We start from the raw sequence: 17195 nt of genomic DNA on the forward strand, positions 1-17195 counted from the left end.
GGCACTCTTCTCTCCTTCATTCTAGGATTTGACGTAAAGCATTCAATGAGCGGTACATTTTCGTTTTAACTGTGTTTTCATTCATATCCAAGATAGTCGCAATTTCTTTCAAACGAAATCCTTCAAAAAAGTAGAGGATCAGAATCTCTTTTTCCGGACTGTCTATTTTATCTAAAATCATATGGAGCTCTGCAACGGAAGTTTCTAAAGGTAACTGTTGGGGGATATCTTGAATTTCAAATAAGTCCACAGGCGTCCTTTTTTGTCTGCGCCAACTATCTAATGCCGTGCGGATCAATATCCGATAAAACCATGCACTAAAATGCTCGATCTCTTTTTCTTTTTCAAAATAGTTCAGGGCTTTATGAAAACTATCTTGCATCACATCTAAGGCCTCTTCTTTATCATGTACGTAATTCATCGTGATACGGAACATTTTTTGATAATCAGTTTCGATGAGTCCATTCAGCAGGTGACGGTATTTTTCGATCTGCCGTTTTTTCTTATATCCAGTAAAAATCATTCTCCACTCCTTTCTGCCTCACTTAATATGACGTACAAGGTGCGCTAAAAGTTTCAATTTTTTTATTTTTTATGTATTTACTTGGGATTTTTATATACAAAAAAGAAGGTGTGACAAAAATCGTGTCACACCTCCTTATTCTGATAGGCTGATCGTCTCTGTCACAACCTCTCGTAAGAAAATAATGTTTATTCTTTTTCAGAGTCAGAAAATTCTTCCTCTTCATAATCTTCATCATCATCGTCTTCGTCTATGATACTTAAATCTTCTTCGATATTTCCTGGCAAGTCTTCTTCATCATCTGTCGGGTCATCTGCTCCGATTTCTTGCAAGTCAGAATTATAAGCAGCGATTTCTTCATCTTCATCATCATCGTCATCAAACAGATCATCGTCATCTTCTTCTGTCAGATCTGTATCTTCTGGGTCATCGTCATTGTAATCGATCGCGTCTTCATCATCATTGATAAAGGCGTTGACTTTCTTGCGTTTACGGCGACGTGGAGTATCTTCATCCTCTTCGTCCATTCCATGGTTTACTTCTTCATCGATCGAATCGATAGCATACCATGAACGCAAGCCCCAACGATTATCCCCTAATGAGATAAAGCTGCCGTCAATATTCAAGTCAGTATAAAATTGTGCGAGTGAATCACGAATTTCACTGTCTGATTTCCCAAGATAGTTTTGGATCTGGTTAGCTAAATCAGAAAAATCCATGACATCGCCACGTTGTTCTAAGATCGCGTGTGCTACTTCGATCATTGATAATTCGCTTTTGTTTGCACCTTCAAATACACTAATTTCCAATCAGGACACGTCCTTTCACAGTCTACTCCTTATCATACAAAATCAGACACAAAAAATCAAACTTTTCTTTTATATTTACGCTGTAAAATCCAAGGTCAAATAATATTCGCCGATTTTTTCCGGTCCCATGAACAGATCATAATCGATTCGAACCTTCCCTGCTGTGGGACGGTCTTTCAAACTAACATGCAGTTCTTTCGTAAAAGTAGCAATCTGGATCATACCGTATGGTGTTCGATAGGATGTTTCTAACCGTTCTTTATAGCCAAATTTCAAACGCATCCGCATTTCTCCTGCACGGATCAGCTGTACATGACCATCTGGAACTAATTTGATCGTTACAGGAATCTCATCGCCCGTCTCCTCCTGAATCTCTTTATAACGTATGTACAGCGTATCGCCAATTGTCACCATTTGCCCTTTCAAATCAAAATAAAAATCTTGCACTTCCCCTTGCTGTTTTACTTTTGTACGCAATTTGATTGAAATCGGTGTTCCTTGTGATAATTCCATTATTCATTCTCCTTTACTTCTCATAGCTACATTGTTCCTAGTTTCTTTTGTTTTGTCAACCAACTTGTCCATTTTTACAGAAAACCTTTTTTCCAAAACAACTCTTTGATTTTAGAGTATAATATTGTAGAAAATATGAATTTATACAAAGGAGCCGGTTGAATGAACCCTGCGATTCGACTAGATCAGCACATTTATCAAAAAAACGACTTTTCCCCTTTTGCATTAACAGATATATTAACGGAATATTCTAAAGAACACCAGCAAATCTTTTTACATTTCTGGCAATATGACTGCACAGTCATCTTAGGTATGAAGGATGTTCGAACTCCTTTTCTAAGTGACGGGATCCAAACACTGAAAGATGCAGGTTACGCTCCAGTGATCAGAAATTCAGGTGGATTAGGGATCGTATCAGATGAAGGAATTTTGAATATTTCTTTGATTTTCCCCCAAAGTGACACAAAAAAAATAACCATAGATGACGCTTACGAGCAAATGCTCCTATTGACTAAATACGCTTTTCCAAAGGCACCGATACAAGCATTCGAAATCACCCATTCTTATTGTCCTGGAACTTATGATTTAAGCATCCATGGCAAAAAATTTGCCGGTATCGCTCAGCGTCGGATCAAAAATGGGATTTCTGTTATGATGTACTTAAGTGTCAACGGTAATCAGGAAAAACGCGGGCAAGTCATGAAGCGATTTTATCAATCTGCTTTAAAAGAAGACTTTGGTACAAATGGCTATCCTGCAGTGGATCCTGCTACAATGGCAACACTTGAAGAACTGCTTGACCAACCCCTTTTTGTAAAAGAAGTCAAAGAAGCATTTGCAAAAGCTTTTGAAAAGCTGTATTCTGCAAGTGATTTACAGGATTCTACCGACTGGCTAAAAAAAGAAATCCAGCTGGAGCAATGGAACAACCAAATCCAGAGAATGGAACAACGTAATAACATAAAGGAGCTACATTATGACAACCCCTTATAAATATCAAATGCTGCCTATGGAAAAAGTTTTTCGTGATCCAGTCCATAACTATATCCATGTCCAGCATCAAGTAATCTTAGATTTGATCAATTCGAAAGAAGTCCAACGTCTACGACGCATTAAACAATTAGGCACTTCTTCTTTCACTTTTCACGGAGCAGAACATAGCCGTTTTACTCATTCATTAGGCGTTTATGAGATTTCAAGACGAATCTGCGATATCTTTTCTCGAAATTTTTCAAAAGAAAAAATAGGCAACGGAGGCTGGGATGATCAGGAACGGCTGGTGACTTTATGTGCGGCACTGTTGCATGATGTCGGTCATGGTCCTTACTCTCATACATTTGAACATATCTTCCATACGAATCATGAAGCCATCACTGTAGAGATCATCACTTCTCCAGAAACAGAAGTGTATCAGATTCTTAACCGAGTAGAAGAAGGTTTTCCTGAAAAGGTAGCTAGTGTGATCCAAAAAACTTACCCCAACCCACAAGTTGTCCAAATGATTTCTAGTCAGATCGATGCAGATCGAATGGACTATTTGCTTCGGGATGCTTATTTCACTGGAACAGAATATGGAACATTTGATCTTACCCGAATATTACGTGTGATTCGTCCTTATGAAGGCGGGATCGCTTTTTCCATGAGTGGCATGCATGCAGTGGAAGATTATATCGTTAGCCGATATCAAATGTATGTGCAAGTGTACTTCCATCCTGTTTCCCGTGGTATGGAAGTAATTTTGGAGCATCTGCTTCATCGCGCACACGAGTTGTATCAAGAAGATGCCAGCAGTTTTGAACTCCATTCTCAATTACTTCTGCCATTTCTTGACGGAAGCTTTACTTTAGAAGAATACCTCAAACTTGATGATGGGGTCTTGGGCACTTACTTTACTCAATGGTCTGAATCTGCTGATCCTATTTTAAATGATTTAGCTAAACGTTTTTTGAATCGTAAACCACTGAAATCTGCTACTTTTTCTGGCAACCGGGATTCAAAATTAGTCCAAGAACTCACTTTGTTAGTAGAAAAGGTCGGATATAATCCTGTTTATTACACTGCTGTGAATTCTAGCTACGATCTACCTTATGATTTTTATCGCCCAGAACAAGGCAGACATCGCACACAAATCGAGATTTTGCGAAATGACGGAACTTTGATAGAATTATCACAGGTTAGTCAGCTTGTTGCTGCATTAGCGGGACAAGAACAAGGAGATGAGCGATTTTTCTTTCCAAAAGAAATGGTTGATCCGTCCTTGCGTGATCATTATGATTTATTTGACGAAACTTATCAAGAATTTGCCAGCCATATCCGTAATGGCGCATTGATTGAAATAAATTAAAATATATTGGAGGAAATTATGTCTATCAAACTAGTCGCTATCGACATCGATGGTACTTTATTAAATGAGAAAAGAGAAGTAACAAAAGAAGTAAAAGAAGCGATTGCCGCTGCTGTTGCAAAAGGTGTTTCGATCGTTTTATGCACTGGCCGTCCCTTACCAGGTGTCCAGGAACAGTTAAACGAGTTGAACCTTTTTCAAGATAATGATTACGTTATTACTTATAACGGGGCACTCGTACAACAAACGAAATCAGGTAAAATCATCGCCCGTCACGGACTGACACATGAAGATTTCCTAGAGATCGAAGTGATGGCACGCCGTGTCGGCAGTCATCTCCATTCGATCGATGACAAAGCGATCTACACGCCTAATCGAGATATCAGCGCTTATACGATCCACGAAGCAAGTTTAGTCAAGATGCCGCTAAAATATCGAACACCTGAAGAAATGACACCAGACATGAACATCGTCAAAATGATGATGATCGACGAACCAGAAATTTTAGATGCAGCAATTGCGCGTTTACCGCAAACTTTCCGTGATAAATACACAACGGTCAAAAGTGCGCCCTATTACTTCGAAGTACTAAATAAAGAAGCAAGTAAAGGTGCGGCAGTTGCGAATCTCGCACAGCACCTTGGTATTGATCAAGATGAAATCATGGCTATCGGAGATAACGAGAACGACTTATCCATGATTGAATATGCTGGTCTAGGAGTAGCAATGGGAAATGCCGTTTCTCTTGTCAAAGAAGCAGCAAATGTCATCACTTCATCAAACGACGAGCACGGTGTAGCTGAAGCAATCAAAAAATATGTACTGTAATAAATAAAAAAACTGAGAGAAAGCTGATCTACTCGCTTTCTTTCAGTTTTTATTTTTTTCGATCCATCTCTCGACTGCCCATCGGTGGCTACCACGTTTCAATTTCACAAGCGCTTCTTGAGGGCTCACCCACCAAATTTTATTGGTCTTTTCAGTTGGTTCTCCTATACGCTTCCAAGAATCAGCAACAAAGAAATATCCTGGATTATAATAATAAGTTGCACGATAATTCGAGTAAAAATACTCATCAGCTTCTCCCAGATAAGAAGAAATTTCTGCCACAATTCCCATTTCTTCTATCAGCTCACGGACAATCGCTTCTTCTTTCGTCTCTTCTCCTTCAATTTCCCCGCCAGGAAGAAAAAAAGCACCATTTGGAGCCTCGATTACTGCAATCTGCTGATCTCTTTCTATGACAATATATGCTGCATAACGGGTTTGATAATCAGCAAATTGCTTTTTTTCACCAAAAATTGGTTTATCCATGAATAGTTTCCACCTTAACAGTTTTATTTTCTATCCATTTTACATGAGAAATTTCTCATGAACAAGCACAAATCAACTATTTCCTTACTTCTTTTTGTTATGATTGAGTAAAAGGAAAAGGAGAGATGAATCTATGAAAATGGCTCACACATGTGTTCGAGTGAAAGATCTTGAAGCATCAATCGAATTTTATCAAAAGGCATTTGGTTTTGAAGAAAGCCGCCGCCGTGATTTTCCAGAAAACAAATTTACACTTGTTTATTTGACACTTCCTGGGGATGACTATGAATTAGAGTTGACTTACAACTATGATCATGGTGCGTATGATCTAGGAGACGGCTATGGTCATATCGCTATAGCAGCTGATGATCTAGAAAAATTACACGAGCAACATAAAGCTGCTGGTCTTGAGATTACTGACTTAAAAGGATTACCTGGCACTGCGCCTTCTTACTACTTTGTCATTGACCCTGATGGTTATAAAATCGAAGTCATCCGAGGATAGTTAGTATGGGGCATTTTACTCTTGATTGAATAAAAAACAAACACCAATAATTAAAATGAGACGCAAACTTTTCATTAAATTGAAAAAGTTTGCGTCTTTTTTTAACAACCATTGTAGCTATAAGGTTGCCACTCTCCACCAATTTATTTTTAATTCATTTGAAAGAAATCAAATAAACGAGGTACCTTTAGAAAACAAAACTGCTTTTCCTCCTATTATCACACGATCTTCTTTTAATTCACATTCTAGATCCCCGCCCCTTGATGACATTTGATAAGCTGACAATTTTGTTTTATTCATTCTTTCTGCCCAATAAGGAATAAGATTAGAATGTGCTGATCCACATACTGGATCTTCATTGATTGTTAATTTTGGAAAGAAGGTTCTAGAAACAAAGTCTTTTTGCACACTTTCTGCTGTCACGATGACTCCTATTCCTAATTCAAAATTTTTGATAGCTGTAAAATCTGGCTGCAATTTAGCCACCGTTTTTTCATCTTCTAATACGAAAAATAAATCACGTGCTAAGTAGGCTTCTTTAATCTTAGCCCCAATCGCTTCTTCATATTCAGACAATATCGGCACTTTTTTCGGCATAATACTAGGAAAATCCATGTAATAATAATCTTTAATTCTTGTCACAAATAGATTACCGCTTTGAGTAGAAAATTTAATCGTTTCATCAGGTATTTTGTAATAGTTAAATAAAACAAATGCTGTTGCTAATGTCGCGTGACCACAAAGATCGATTTCTCGATCTGGCGTAAACCATCTAAGCTCAAATTCTTGGTTTTTCTTCACTGTAAATGCTGTTTCAGATAAATTGTTTTCAATGGCAATTTTTTGCATCGTACCTTCTGGCAGCCATTCTTCTAGCACATAAACCGCTGCTGGATTTCCTTTGAACACCTCATCTGCAAATGCATCAACTACGTAATAATCTAAGTTCATTTTAAAGCCCCTTTCTCTAATTTGTTATAAATATATTCTGCACAACAAAGATCTTCAATAGCTAGACCAACTGCGTCGAAAATCGTCGGCCTCGATTCTCCTTTATAAAATGTTTTTTTCTCAGAAACTAATTCGCCTAATGTACCAACAATACAAGATTCCTCTAAATCTCCTTCTGCCATGGCTATAAGCAGGTCCCCGCTTTCTGTTAAGGCAGCTGAGTAATCATCTACATAGATTTGAGAAGTTTCCATCAACGATGTACTTATCTCTCTTGTATCAGGAGTAAATGTGCCCACAGCATTGATATGTGCGTCTTCCCTTACCCACTCTTTTTGAAGAAATGCCTCTTTACTAGAGGTCAACGTACAAATGATTTCCGCTGGACGTACTGCATCTTCTACTGATATTGCATTTATAAACGTTATTTTAGGATACTGTTTTTTAGCTTTAGCGATAAAAGTATTTCGTCTTTCTTCTAAAATATCGTAAACAAACACTGTAGTGATGGGACGAATGGTAGAAATCGCAGTCAAATGCGACAATGCTTGTTGACCAGCTCCAATTAAAGCAAGTGTTTCTGCATGCGGATTTGCTAAGTAATCTGTTGCCAGCGCAGATACAGCAGCTGTTCGAATCCAGGTGACTGCATTTGCGTTTATCAATGCTTTGGGTAGTCCGTTTTGAGCATCAAACAAGAAAATCTCTCCTAAATGAGAAGGTAAATGATACTGATGATTATCCGGAAAAGCGGTAATGACTTTTGTGCCAAAATATCTGTTCTCCCCCAAATAAGCAGGCATCATCGCAAACATATTTTTGCCTTTTCCGTCAGGTAAAATTTCCACCAATCGAGGATTTTGGCTGATTTTACCACTTTCATAATCAAAAAAACATTTTTTCATTACTTGAATCGCTTCTTCAAAACTAAAAGAAGCTACTACTTCCTCAAAATTAATAATTTTCATAGACAATTCCCTCCTCACAAAAGATTAACTTCTAAAATCAATACAATCAATGGTAAAATTGTATGGTATACAATTTTAAGGAGTGGAGAAAATGCCTATTAATTCTTATGACAATTACCCGTTAACTTGGCGACCAGACAAACAAAAATTGAAGCGTCCTTATTATCGATCGTTGATTCAACAATTAGAACAAGATATTTTAAAGAATAAATTACAGAAAAACACTCAGTTACCCTCCCAAAGAGAGCTAGCTGATTATTTAGATTTAAATTTTACTACCGTTGGCAAGGCTTATAAATATGGAATTGAGAAAGGTTTGCTGTATACGAATATTGGAAGTGGCACATTTATTTCTCCCAATGTCTTTGAGTCCATCACCATCTCTACCAATGAAGTAACCGAACATATCATTGATTTTGGTCTGGTTAGTTCTTTTGAAGAATGTAATAAATTCGTTGTCCCGTTTATTCAATCAACTAGTAATAACCCAAATCTTGTTGGTTTGCTTAATTACCAAGATCCCAAAGGCACAAATTTTCAATTGACTACTGCAGCAAATTGGTTAAAAACTCAAGGAGTCATTCCGTCCTTAGAATCTCTATCTATTGTTTCCGGTGTTCAAAATGGATTGGCTATCACACTTTCTGCACTTTTCTCTCCAGGTGATAGAATAGCAACAGACCGATATACATACGCTAATTTCATTGAATTGGCTCAGTTATATCATTTAGAGATCGTTCCAATTGATTTTGACGAGCAAGGAATGCGACCTGATATATTGATTCAGGAATGTAGAAAAAAGAAGATTCATGGTGTCTTTCTTATGCCTTCTTGTAATAATCCTATAGGGTTTCAAATCTCTCACAAAAGACGAGAGCAATTAGCCGAAGTGATTGAAAAAGAAGGTCTATGGGTTATTGAAGATGATATCCATTCATTTTTAACAACTTACTATCAACATACGATCATTCCTCCTTTCCAAAATTTATTACCTAACCAAACAATCTACTTAGCTGGAATGACAAAATTTATTTGTTCTGGATTGCGAGTTGCTTATCTTGTAGTTCCAGTACATGTCCAAAGCAAGATAGAACAAGCAATTTTTAATATAAATGTGAAAACTTCTGGATTAGATGTGGAAGTCATCACTCAAATCCTCCATTCAAATGAAGCAAATAGGATCTTAGAAACTAAATTAAGTCTTACAAAAAGAGCCAATCAGCTTTTTGATTCTCTTTTCAAAGTAGAAAAACCAACGAATCGTGTCCCTTACTATCGAATTCTTCCAGTTGATCCTGAGATTGACCCTAAGATAATTGAGAATGACTTTCTTGCTAACGGTATCCGACTTTATCATTCCAGACGCTTTACTACACGTGCGCAACCAGATGCATTCGTTCGAATTTCCCTATCCTCTAATAACCTTGAAATTTTAGCTTCTGGACTAAGTATCGTAAAAGAAAAAATAAAAAAATATGAATTATAACCTATTGATAAATAAAGGAATCAAATCTTATTGATTCCTTTCAATAAAAAAGAGGCACTACCCGAGGTTCAACAACGGGTAGTGCCTCAAAAAATAAACGAACATTTTGCACTTAAAGTATCCAAGAAGCAAGAAAAATTATTTTATTTTCTTATTTTACTAAATCACTAGGTTTCTGTCAGAAGATGAAATTATCCAATCATGACACTTTCTTCTGGATATTTGTATTTTGATTGTGTTCTTTGTGCTTTTGTCATCAGAGAGAAGACCACAGTCAATACACCAACTCGTCCAATGTACATAAGCGCTATAATGATCAATTTCCCTATTGCAGTCAAGTCTGGCGTCAATCCCATCGTAAGACCTACTGTACCAAACGCAGAGAAGACCTCAAAAGCAATATATTCGATGCCAGAAGTTTTAGGTATCGTTTCAGTCACCGATAAAATCATGATGGCGACTACACACAACGTCAACGTAACAAAAAATAAAGTAAGTGCCCGCAACACTGCGCCTTGTCGGATGGTACGGCCAAATGCTTCCGCTCTCGTACGTCCTTTCAACATCGAACGCATCTGGATCAGCAACACACCTAACGTAGTTGTTTTCAATCCGCCGGCCGTCGACCCAGATGTTCCGCCGATGTACATCAAAAACATCGTTAAAATCAGACCTGCATGGCTCATATGGAGGTAATCAACTGAATAATATCCAGCCGTTCTAGGTGTCACACTCATAAAAAAGGTGTTTGCCAATCGTTGAAACATATTCCCTTCCACTAGCGTTGCCCCATTGCGCTCTGTGAAAAAGAACACAACGAATCCGCCTAATAAAAGGGTACCTGTAACGGTTAATGCGATTTTTGAATGAATCGTCATCTTCTTTTTCTGATGATATTCCAGTAAATCACGCCATACGATGAAGCCTAACCCACCAGAAATGATCAAAGCAGATACCACCATGATCAAATAAACATTTTGCTGGTGATTGGCTAAACTGTCTCCTAACAAATCAAACCCTGCATTACAAAAACTAGAGATTGCATGGAACAAACTGTACCAGATACCTTTCAACCAGCCAAATTCAGGCACAAATACAAAAGATAAAGCAACCGTACCAATCAATTGGATCACAAAGGCCAATTTTAGGATGTAAAGCATGAGCTTCATCACACCTGATACTTCTTCTAGATTCAGCGCTTCTTTTAATATAATACGTGTGCTGAGACTGACTTTCTTCTTTATCAATGCAAAGCATAGAATCGGAACCATCATAAAACCAAGACCGCCGATCTCAATCAAAAGCATGATCAAAAATTGACCAGCACTGTTCCAATGCTCTGCTGTATTCAATGTTGTCAATCCCGTTACACAGACAGCAGAAGTTGCAGTGAAAAGCGCATCGATAAAATTTGTCCCATGCCCACTATTACTAAAAAATGGTAGGGTAAGTAGGCCGCCGCCAACTAAAATCAGGAGAAAAAATCCTAATGCGAGAAGCTGAACAGCCGGCAAACGTTTCTTTATTTGTTTGCTTTGTTTAATCATCGTTTTCCTCTTTTAAAAAAAGATACCACTTAGTCAGTGGTACCCATATTTTTTACTTTGATCAACCTTGTTACTTCTGCGCGCTCGTTTTCTTCCAGCTTCATACGAATATAATAGATCGTTTCTTCTAATTGAGGGATCGTCATATATTCTAATGCATTGACTCGCCGACGTGTCTTTTCGATTTCACTCGCCATCAGTTGACAAGTTTTTTCGATTTCTGTCAGTTCCAAAAGTTTTGGAAGCAGGGTAGTAAACCGATCGATTGACCGATCCAGTTCGGCACTGGAATTCAAATACCCGTATTCCAAAGGTGTGTCTGTCAGCTGTTCATCATATTCAAAATTCATCACAGGTACTTTTACACTCATGATATTTTTGTCTACGATAGACAAATCAACGTTTTCCGCCGGCAAAACAAATAATTCTTCGATGAAAGGTTCCGTGATCGAAGCATTTGCCAATACAAAATCAGACATTGCTTCTGTCATAGACTCTTCCATTTCTTGACGCAGCTGGTTGTTCTTTCGAATCAACAGGATGAATTGACGCATCAGTTCATCTTGCTTATCTTTTAATAATTTATGCCCTCTTGTGGCAGTTGTCAACTGTTTTTTCAATCGAGTCAATTCCATGCGGGTCGGATTCACATTCAATCGTGCCATCAGAACTCACTTCCCTTCTGGCAGATATTTGTCCAGCATGTCGTCTTTGATTCGTTTTAATTCGGTTCTTGGCAACATCGATAGCAGTTCCCACCCTAGATCAAGTGTTTCAGTAATCGAACGGTTCGTGTAGAATCCTTGATTGACATATTCTTTTTCAAACCGCTCAGCAAACTTCGCATAGATCTTGTCTACATCAGATAAAGCAGATTCACCTAAAACTACGGCTAATTCTTTTGCCTGTTTTCCTTGTGCATAGGCTGCAAAAAGCTGATTCATCGTAGCTGCATGGTCTTCTCTTGTCTTTCCGGGTCCAGTTCCCTTATCTTTTAACCGCGAAAGAGACGGGAGTACATCAATTGGTGGCTGAATCCCACTCTTGTAAAGCTCTCTAGTCAAGATGATCTGTCCTTCTGTAATATAACCAGTCAAGTCAGGGATTGGATGAGTTTTATCGTCTTCTGGCATTGTTAGAATCGGAATTTGAGTAACCGATCCTTTTAGTCCGCGGATTCTTCCTGCTCGTTCGAATAAAGTAGCTAAGTTCGTGTAAAGATACCCAGGATATCCTCTTCTTCCTGGAACTTCTCGCCGTGCTGCAGAAATCTCTCGCAATGCCTCTGCATAGTTGGTCATGTCTGTCATGATAACCAAAACATGCATTCCCTTTTCATAAGCAAGATATTCTGCAGCAGTCAAAGCCATACGAGGAGTAGCGATACGTTCGATTGCAGGGTCGTTTGCTAAATTCATAAACATGACAGAACGGTCGATTGCGCCCGTTTGACGAAAATCTTCCATGAAAAATTCAGCTTCTTCAAAAGTGATTCCAATAGCAGCAAAGACTACGGCGAAATCATCTGATGAATCGAGTACCGTTGCTTGTCGCGCGATCTGAGCAGCTAATTCTTTATGAGGAAGACCAGAGCCAGAAAATACTGGTAATTTTTGCCCACGAACTAATGTATTCAAATGATCGATTGCAGAGATACCTGTTTGGATAAACTCATCTGGATAATCCCGAGCTACTGGATTGATTACTTCTCCGTTAATATCCAAATGCTTTTCAGGCAGGATCTCTGGTCCGTTATCTTTCGGTCGTCCCAAACCATCGAATACTCGACCGATCATGTCTTCCGATACACCTAGTTCTAAAGGATGGCCTAAAAATCGTACAGAAGAGTCACGTAAATTGATACCACTTGTTCCTTCGAATATTTGGACCATTGCTTTATCTTCTTGGACTTCCAATACTTGTCCACGACGAATCTCGCCATTTTGCATACGGACTTCGATTAATTCTTCATATTTGACACCAGCAACTTTTTCAACCGCCATCAATGGACCGACGACTTCACCGATCGTACGATATTCTTTAATCATTGCTCATGCCTCCTTCTGAAACGATCGTTTGCATCGTTTGCTTGATTTCACCAATAATTTGATCTAGTTTTTCTAATTCTGTTTCCGGGATATATTTGCTTCGTCCGATCCTTTCACGAATCGATACGGTACCGTCCATGATCTCACTTAAATAAGCACCTAACGACAACGCACGGCGTCCTTCTTCACCAAAGGTCAAGATCATCTTCAACATTTTGAATTGTTTCTCTCTTGAAGTGAATGTATCGACATCATCAAAAGCATTTTGCTGCAAATAATCTTCACGAATGGATTTTGCCACTTCTAATGTCAGACGGTCATTATCTGAAAGGGAATCAATCCCTACCAAACGCACGATTTCATTCAGCTGCTGTTCTTCCTGCAAAATACGCATGCCCTCGGTGACCATGGATGCCCAGTCAGCTTGAAGGATATGATCCATATACTTCCCTACTTCTGTTGAATAAAGAGAATAGCTTTGTATCCAATCGATCGAAGGAAAATGTCTTTTTTGGGCTAAACTGGAATCAAGACCCCAGAATACTTTTACGACCCGCAATGTATTTTGTGTGACTGGTTCCGAAATATCCCCTCCAGACGGGGATACAGCACTGATTGCGGTTATACTTCCTTCGCGACCTTCTGATCCTAATGCAATGACTCTTCCAGATCGTTCATAGTATTCCGCAAGCCGTGAACCAAGATAAGCTGGATAACCTTCATCACCAGGCATTTCTTCCAAACGTCCGCTCATCTCACGAAGTGCTTCTGCCCATCGTGAAGTGGAGTCTGCCATGATAGCAACGTCATAACCCATGTCACGGAAATATTCCGCAATTGTGATTCCCGTATAGATAGAAGCTTCTCGAGCTGCTACTGGCATGTTTGATGTATTAGCAATCAATACCGTACGTTCCATCAACGATTCTCCTGTATTAGGGTCAATCAATTCAGGGAATTCATTTAAAACATCCGTCATCTCATTTCCACGCTCGCCACATCCCACATAGACAACCATGTCCACATCGGCCCATTTTGCAATTTGATGCTGAACGACTGTTTTCCCTGCACCAAAAGGACCAGGTACAGCTGCTGCTCCTCCTTTTGTCACTGGGAAGAATGTATCAATCACTCGCTGTCCAGTGATCATGGGTGCATCCGGGTTTAATTTTTCTTTGATTGGCCGACTACGTCTTACTGGCCATTTTTGAAGCATCGTCAAATTTTTGTCACCATTTTCGGTTTCAATGACACATACTGTTTCATCAATAGTGAATGAACCTTTTTCGATTGTTTTGATCGTTCCTTTTATCCCATTTGGCACCATGATTTTATGTTTTATAACTTTTGTTTCTTCTACGATCCCGATAACATCTCCAGCACTCACCGTTTCTCCGGCTTCTACTGTTGGTTCGAACCACCATTTTTTCTCATGGTCCAATGCGGGCAATTGAACTCCGCGCCCTAAGAAATTACTTTGTGTGATTTCCATAAAGGTATCTAATGGCCGTTGGATTCCGTCAAACATTTGTGAAATGATCCCTGGTCCTAATTCAACAGATAAAGCTTCACCAGTAGAGCGAACCGGTTCGCCTGGACCAATTCCAGAAGTCTCTTCATATACTTGAATAGACGCCACATCGCCACGCATCTCGATAATTTCTCCGATAACTCCTAGATCTCCCACTAGACACATGTCTTGGATACTGGCATCAGACATGTTCTCAGCCATTACAAGAGGTCCGGAGACTTTTATGATTTTTCCAATTTGCAAAATTTCTATCTCCTTTTCATACTATAAGATATTTTGACCTACTGCTTTTTCTACGTTTTTTTGAATTTCTTCCAGCCCTATCCCTAATGATCCTTGATGATTGGGAATCAATACGATAGCAGGTATCATTTGTTCCTTGTAACGTTCGATCGTTTCTGGGCTCAATGCTGCACATTGCTCTGTGACATAAATCACGCCATACTCATTCTTTGCCATTTCTTCAATTGCCTGACGAACGGTTTGCTTGGTTGTACCATAACGAACATCAAAGCCAAACAATTTGAATGGCAAAACAGAATCTTTGTCGCCAACTACACCGATCTTATGCGTCATAGACTTGTCTCACCCGCTTTCTGATTGTTTCTGATTCGAAATGGCTTCTTTTGCCGATAACCAGTAAACGAAGGTTTTTGCTTTCTACCTCTTTTGCGTTCAAAAAGGCTAGTAGTGGCAGTGGTCCGAAAGCCTGGGTTTGTGCTTCTTGATACAATGAACTTAGATAATCATCTTTCAACTGTTCAAGCTTTACGAGATCAATATTTCCCTCACGGATGACAGGGCGCAGAAAATCAGCATAATCTGTCTCTAATAGAAAATTCGTGTAATCTTCCATATCTTTATCTACAAAGTTCAAAAATACTTCTTTTTCGATACTTCCCGAGCTGGAAAGTACCGTCGTCATGAACCCATATGTTCTTTTCTGCAATATTCCTCGAGCCATCGTTGTGATATTGGTCAAGTCAATAAAAGCAATGACTTCTGTCAGCAATTCTTGATATCCTAGCTTATCGGCAAGCCGTCGCTGCTCTGTCAAAAACTGTCGATCATAAATCACGTCAATTCCCTGAAGAATGGTAGACTCTTCAAAATAATCACGTACTTCTCGTATACTGTCCATAATGCTTTCAGGAAGTTCATTTGAAACTTGCGTATGAATGGCATCCTTCAAGGTTTCTAATGAATAAAATCCATCGTCGATATACAAATGGTCCAGATTTTGATTTGTCATCTCAGCTTTTGTCAAAACCTTCAGATTATGGAAAGTATAACGCATCGTATAGATCCAAACGATTTCAGGCTCCGGTGCTGATTCCTTTAACCAGCGAAATAGACGGCTCTGCTCCTTTAAAAGATTCTGTTCGAAGTCATATTCATATCCGTCATAAATATATGGACTGTAAATCGTGGATTTCAATATTTCACCAAGTGCTTCGACAGAATTTGTTTGAATCATCCGTTCAAATGTCTCATTGGACAAAAGTTCAAGCTCTCTTCCGCGAATCAAGGGATTTAGTTCGTGGTATTCCATACACTGATCCCTCCTTATTCGAATAATTGATTGGCAATCTCAAAACTCATCGTTCCTTGGATATCTTGTACAAGGCTGCTGAAAAGAAAATTATACTGAACTCCTTGATCGTTTATCAGAAAACCCGCTTGATCAGCAACAGTTTCATCACTTAAAACCATCATAAAGGGAAGTTCATTGTTCCATTCATCCAACAACGTCTGAGAAAGATAGGCTGCTGATTTTTCTCCAGCAATGAATGCTACTTTTCCTGTCAAAGGTAATGAATACAATGCATTTTTGATAAACTGGATTTGTTCAGATTCATCCCAATTTTCCATTTCAGTTACCGCATCTGCAAACAATCGTCTTAAAAATTCCTGCTTCGCATTCAAATTTTCTTGTCGTACTTCTACTTGCTGGCGATTCCTTAGCTGACGGTATTTTTTTTCGAGTAATTCGATTTGTTTTTCTTTTTGTTTTTGATGTTCTGTTTCAACTTGCGTACGTTTTTGTTCAAAGTTTTGATCGATCTTCATTCGCTCTTCTTGTTCTAACGCCGCTCTTTCCTGCTCTGCTGCTTCGTTCATCTGAGAGATGATTTTTTCAATGGCGTTCATCTGCTTTTCCTCCTTTATGCTTAGGCATTCAACACTAATAGGAAGGAAATAACGAAACCTAAAATCGCGTATGTTTCAACCATCGCAGCAAAAATGATTCCTTTTGTAGCATGTTCAGGTTTTTTCGCTAAAATTTGAATACCTGCCGCTGCGACTTTTCCTTGGGCAATACCTGAAAACAAGCCTGTAAAAGCAATCGGCAGAGAAGCACCTAGAAAGTTCAGTCCTTGTACAACTGACATGTCATTTCCTAAGTTGATAAAAATCAAAAAGGCAATAACGAATCCATACAAACCTTGCGTACCTGGAAGCAATTGCAGAATCAGAGCCTGCCCGAATTTTTCGGGTTGACTTGTTGTCAATGCTGCTGCTGCCTCACCTGTCATTCCAACACCTTTAGCTGAACCGATCCCTGAAAAAATCGTCGCTGTTGCCATCGCTAATACCGCAAATACCATTCCACCATTTTGACTAATTAAGTAATCCATCATTATATAAAAATCCT

The 17195-nt window shown here is 38.8% G+C and carries 19 protein-coding genes; 5 read left to right on the forward strand and 14 right to left on the reverse strand.

Going from position 1 to position 17195, the window contains the following annotated elements; all coding sequences use genetic code 11:
• Positions 1-16: 16 nt before the first annotated feature.
• From OZ002_RS06135 to OZ002_RS06145, 3 genes are all read right to left on the reverse strand, one after another.
• A complete protein-coding gene (locus OZ002_RS06135; protein WP_002295126.1) occupies positions 17-523 on the reverse strand; it encodes an RNA polymerase sigma factor in 507 nt (168 codons plus the stop codon).
• A 188-nt stretch (positions 524-711) separates the two neighbouring features.
• Positions 712-1332, reverse strand: a complete 621-nt coding sequence (gene rpoE, locus OZ002_RS06140; RefSeq protein ID WP_002292825.1) for a DNA-directed RNA polymerase subunit delta — start codon at positions 1330-1332, stop codon at positions 712-714.
• A gap of 75 nt (positions 1333-1407) precedes the next feature.
• The gene (locus OZ002_RS06145; RefSeq protein ID WP_002295125.1) at positions 1408-1845 is read right to left on the reverse strand and encodes a DUF1934 domain-containing protein; all 438 of its coding nucleotides are present in this window, start codon (positions 1843-1845) and stop codon (positions 1408-1410) included.
• A 162-nt stretch (positions 1846-2007) separates the two neighbouring features.
• Between OZ002_RS06145 and OZ002_RS06150 the strand changes: the two genes are divergently transcribed.
• From OZ002_RS06150 to yidA, 3 genes are read left to right on the forward strand one after another with little or no spacing between them, the layout of a single operon-like run.
• The gene (locus OZ002_RS06150) at positions 2008-2838 is read left to right on the forward strand and encodes a lipoate--protein ligase family protein (RefSeq protein WP_002295123.1); all 831 of its coding nucleotides are present in this window, start codon (positions 2008-2010) and stop codon (positions 2836-2838) included.
• Positions 2822-4189, forward strand: a complete 1368-nt coding sequence (locus OZ002_RS06155; protein ID WP_002295121.1) for an HD domain-containing protein — start codon at positions 2822-2824, stop codon at positions 4187-4189. The genes OZ002_RS06150 and OZ002_RS06155 overlap by 17 nt, the downstream gene beginning before the upstream one ends.
• 18 nt (positions 4190-4207) lie before the next feature.
• Complete coding sequence (gene yidA / locus OZ002_RS06160; protein WP_002295119.1) at positions 4208-5017, forward strand: sugar-phosphatase; 810 nt, start codon at positions 4208-4210, stop codon at positions 5015-5017.
• Between the two features lie 42 nt (positions 5018-5059).
• On the opposite strand, the gene OZ002_RS06165 is transcribed toward yidA, so the two are convergent.
• Positions 5060-5503, reverse strand: a complete 444-nt coding sequence (locus OZ002_RS06165) for an NUDIX domain-containing protein (protein WP_002295117.1) — start codon at positions 5501-5503, stop codon at positions 5060-5062.
• A 133-nt stretch (positions 5504-5636) separates the two neighbouring features.
• Here OZ002_RS06165 and gloA point away from each other — a divergent pair, with 133 nt between their 5' ends.
• Positions 5637-6008 carry a lactoylglutathione lyase gene (gene gloA / locus OZ002_RS06170; RefSeq protein ID WP_002295115.1) on the forward strand — a complete coding sequence of 124 codons (372 nt, stop codon included), beginning with the start codon at positions 5637-5639 and terminating at the stop codon, positions 6006-6008.
• Between the two features lie 168 nt (positions 6009-6176).
• Here gloA and OZ002_RS06175 read toward each other — a convergent pair whose 3' ends face one another.
• On the reverse strand, positions 6177-6959 hold the full coding sequence (locus OZ002_RS06175; protein WP_002295114.1) for a PhzF family phenazine biosynthesis protein: 783 nt from the start codon (positions 6957-6959) through the stop codon (positions 6177-6179).
• Positions 6956-7927 carry an ornithine cyclodeaminase family protein gene (locus OZ002_RS06180; RefSeq protein WP_002296449.1) on the reverse strand — a complete coding sequence of 324 codons (972 nt, stop codon included), beginning with the start codon at positions 7925-7927 and terminating at the stop codon, positions 6956-6958. Before OZ002_RS06180 ends, OZ002_RS06175 begins: the two co-directional genes overlap by 4 nt.
• A 91-nt stretch (positions 7928-8018) precedes the next feature.
• On the opposite strand from OZ002_RS06180, the gene OZ002_RS06185 reads away from it, so the two are divergent.
• Positions 8019-9413, forward strand: a complete 1395-nt coding sequence (locus OZ002_RS06185) for an aminotransferase-like domain-containing protein (protein ID WP_002296450.1) — start codon at positions 8019-8021, stop codon at positions 9411-9413.
• Between the two features lie 191 nt (positions 9414-9604).
• Here OZ002_RS06185 and OZ002_RS06190 read toward each other — a convergent pair whose 3' ends face one another.
• The 8 genes from OZ002_RS06190 to OZ002_RS06225 are packed head-to-tail and all read right to left on the reverse strand — an operon-like array spanning position 9605 to position 17181.
• The gene (locus OZ002_RS06190) at positions 9605-10960 is read right to left on the reverse strand and encodes a TrkH family potassium uptake protein (protein ID WP_002295106.1); all 1356 of its coding nucleotides are present in this window, start codon (positions 10958-10960) and stop codon (positions 9605-9607) included.
• 29 nt (positions 10961-10989) lie between these two features.
• Positions 10990-11625: a V-type ATP synthase subunit D gene (locus tag OZ002_RS06195; protein WP_002295103.1), complete on the reverse strand. Its 636-nt coding sequence runs from the start codon at positions 11623-11625 to the stop codon at positions 10990-10992.
• Between the two features lie 6 nt (positions 11626-11631).
• Positions 11632-13008 carry a V-type ATP synthase subunit B gene (locus OZ002_RS06200; RefSeq protein ID WP_002292842.1) on the reverse strand — a complete coding sequence of 459 codons (1377 nt, stop codon included), beginning with the start codon at positions 13006-13008 and terminating at the stop codon, positions 11632-11634.
• A complete protein-coding gene (locus tag OZ002_RS06205) occupies positions 13001-14782 on the reverse strand; it encodes a V-type ATP synthase subunit A (RefSeq protein ID WP_002295101.1) in 1782 nt (593 codons plus the stop codon). The genes OZ002_RS06200 and OZ002_RS06205 overlap by 8 nt, the downstream gene beginning before the upstream one ends.
• Positions 14783-14803: 21 nt before the next feature.
• Complete coding sequence (locus OZ002_RS06210) at positions 14804-15115, reverse strand: V-type ATP synthase subunit F (protein ID WP_002292844.1); 312 nt, start codon at positions 15113-15115, stop codon at positions 14804-14806.
• Positions 15105-16091 (reverse strand): V-type ATPase subunit, encoded by a 987-nt coding sequence (locus OZ002_RS06215; RefSeq protein ID WP_002295099.1) that lies wholly within the window; start codon positions 16089-16091, stop codon positions 15105-15107. Before OZ002_RS06215 ends, OZ002_RS06210 begins: the two co-directional genes overlap by 11 nt.
• Positions 16092-16105: 14 nt before the next feature.
• Positions 16106-16690, reverse strand: coding sequence for a V-type sodium ATP synthase subunit E (locus OZ002_RS06220; RefSeq protein ID WP_002295097.1), 585 nt, complete (start codon positions 16688-16690; stop codon positions 16106-16108).
• A 20-nt stretch (positions 16691-16710) separates the two neighbouring features.
• A complete protein-coding gene (locus OZ002_RS06225; RefSeq protein WP_002292848.1) occupies positions 16711-17181 on the reverse strand; it encodes a V-type ATP synthase subunit K in 471 nt (156 codons plus the stop codon).
• Positions 17182-17195 lie beyond the last annotated feature (14 nt).

Source organism: Enterococcus sp. E4-150, assembly GCF_035726465.1.
Lineage (GTDB): Bacteria > Bacillota > Bacilli > Lactobacillales > Enterococcaceae > Enterococcus_B > Enterococcus_B faecium.

Coding starts and splice junctions, on each gene's coding strand:
- OZ002_RS06135 (WP_002295126.1), bottom strand. CDS start 523: ATGATTTTTACTGGATATAAGAAAAAACGGCAGATCGAAAAATACCGT.
- OZ002_RS06145 (WP_002295125.1), bottom strand. CDS start 1,845: ATGGAATTATCACAAGGAACACCGATTTCAATCAAATTGCGTACAAAA.
- OZ002_RS06150 (WP_002295123.1), top strand. CDS start 2,008: ATGAACCCTGCGATTCGACTAGATCAGCACATTTATCAAAAAAACGAC.
- OZ002_RS06155 (WP_002295121.1), top strand. CDS start 2,822: ATGACAACCCCTTATAAATATCAAATGCTGCCTATGGAAAAAGTTTTT.
- yidA (WP_002295119.1), top strand. CDS start 4,208: ATGTCTATCAAACTAGTCGCTATCGACATCGATGGTACTTTATTAAAT.
- OZ002_RS06165 (WP_002295117.1), bottom strand. CDS start 5,503: ATGGATAAACCAATTTTTGGTGAAAAAAAGCAATTTGCTGATTATCAA.
- gloA (WP_002295115.1), top strand. CDS start 5,637: ATGAAAATGGCTCACACATGTGTTCGAGTGAAAGATCTTGAAGCATCA.
- OZ002_RS06175 (WP_002295114.1), bottom strand. CDS start 6,959: ATGAACTTAGATTATTACGTAGTTGATGCATTTGCAGATGAGGTGTTC.
- OZ002_RS06180 (WP_002296449.1), bottom strand. CDS start 7,927: ATGAAAATTATTAATTTTGAGGAAGTAGTAGCTTCTTTTAGTTTTGAA.
- OZ002_RS06185 (WP_002296450.1), top strand. CDS start 8,019: ATGCCTATTAATTCTTATGACAATTACCCGTTAACTTGGCGACCAGAC.
- OZ002_RS06190 (WP_002295106.1), bottom strand. CDS start 10,960: ATGATTAAACAAAGCAAACAAATAAAGAAACGTTTGCCGGCTGTTCAG.
- OZ002_RS06195 (WP_002295103.1), bottom strand. CDS start 11,625: ATGGCACGATTGAATGTGAATCCGACCCGCATGGAATTGACTCGATTG.
- OZ002_RS06200 (WP_002292842.1), bottom strand. CDS start 13,008: ATGATTAAAGAATATCGTACGATCGGTGAAGTCGTCGGTCCATTGATG.
- OZ002_RS06210 (WP_002292844.1), bottom strand. CDS start 15,115: ATGACGCATAAGATCGGTGTAGTTGGCGACAAAGATTCTGTTTTGCCA.
- OZ002_RS06215 (WP_002295099.1), bottom strand. CDS start 16,091: ATGGAATACCACGAACTAAATCCCTTGATTCGCGGAAGAGAGCTTGAA.
- OZ002_RS06220 (WP_002295097.1), bottom strand. CDS start 16,690: ATGAACGCCATTGAAAAAATCATCTCTCAGATGAACGAAGCAGCAGAG.
- OZ002_RS06225 (WP_002292848.1), bottom strand. CDS start 17,181: ATGATGGATTACTTAATTAGTCAAAATGGTGGAATGGTATTTGCGGTA.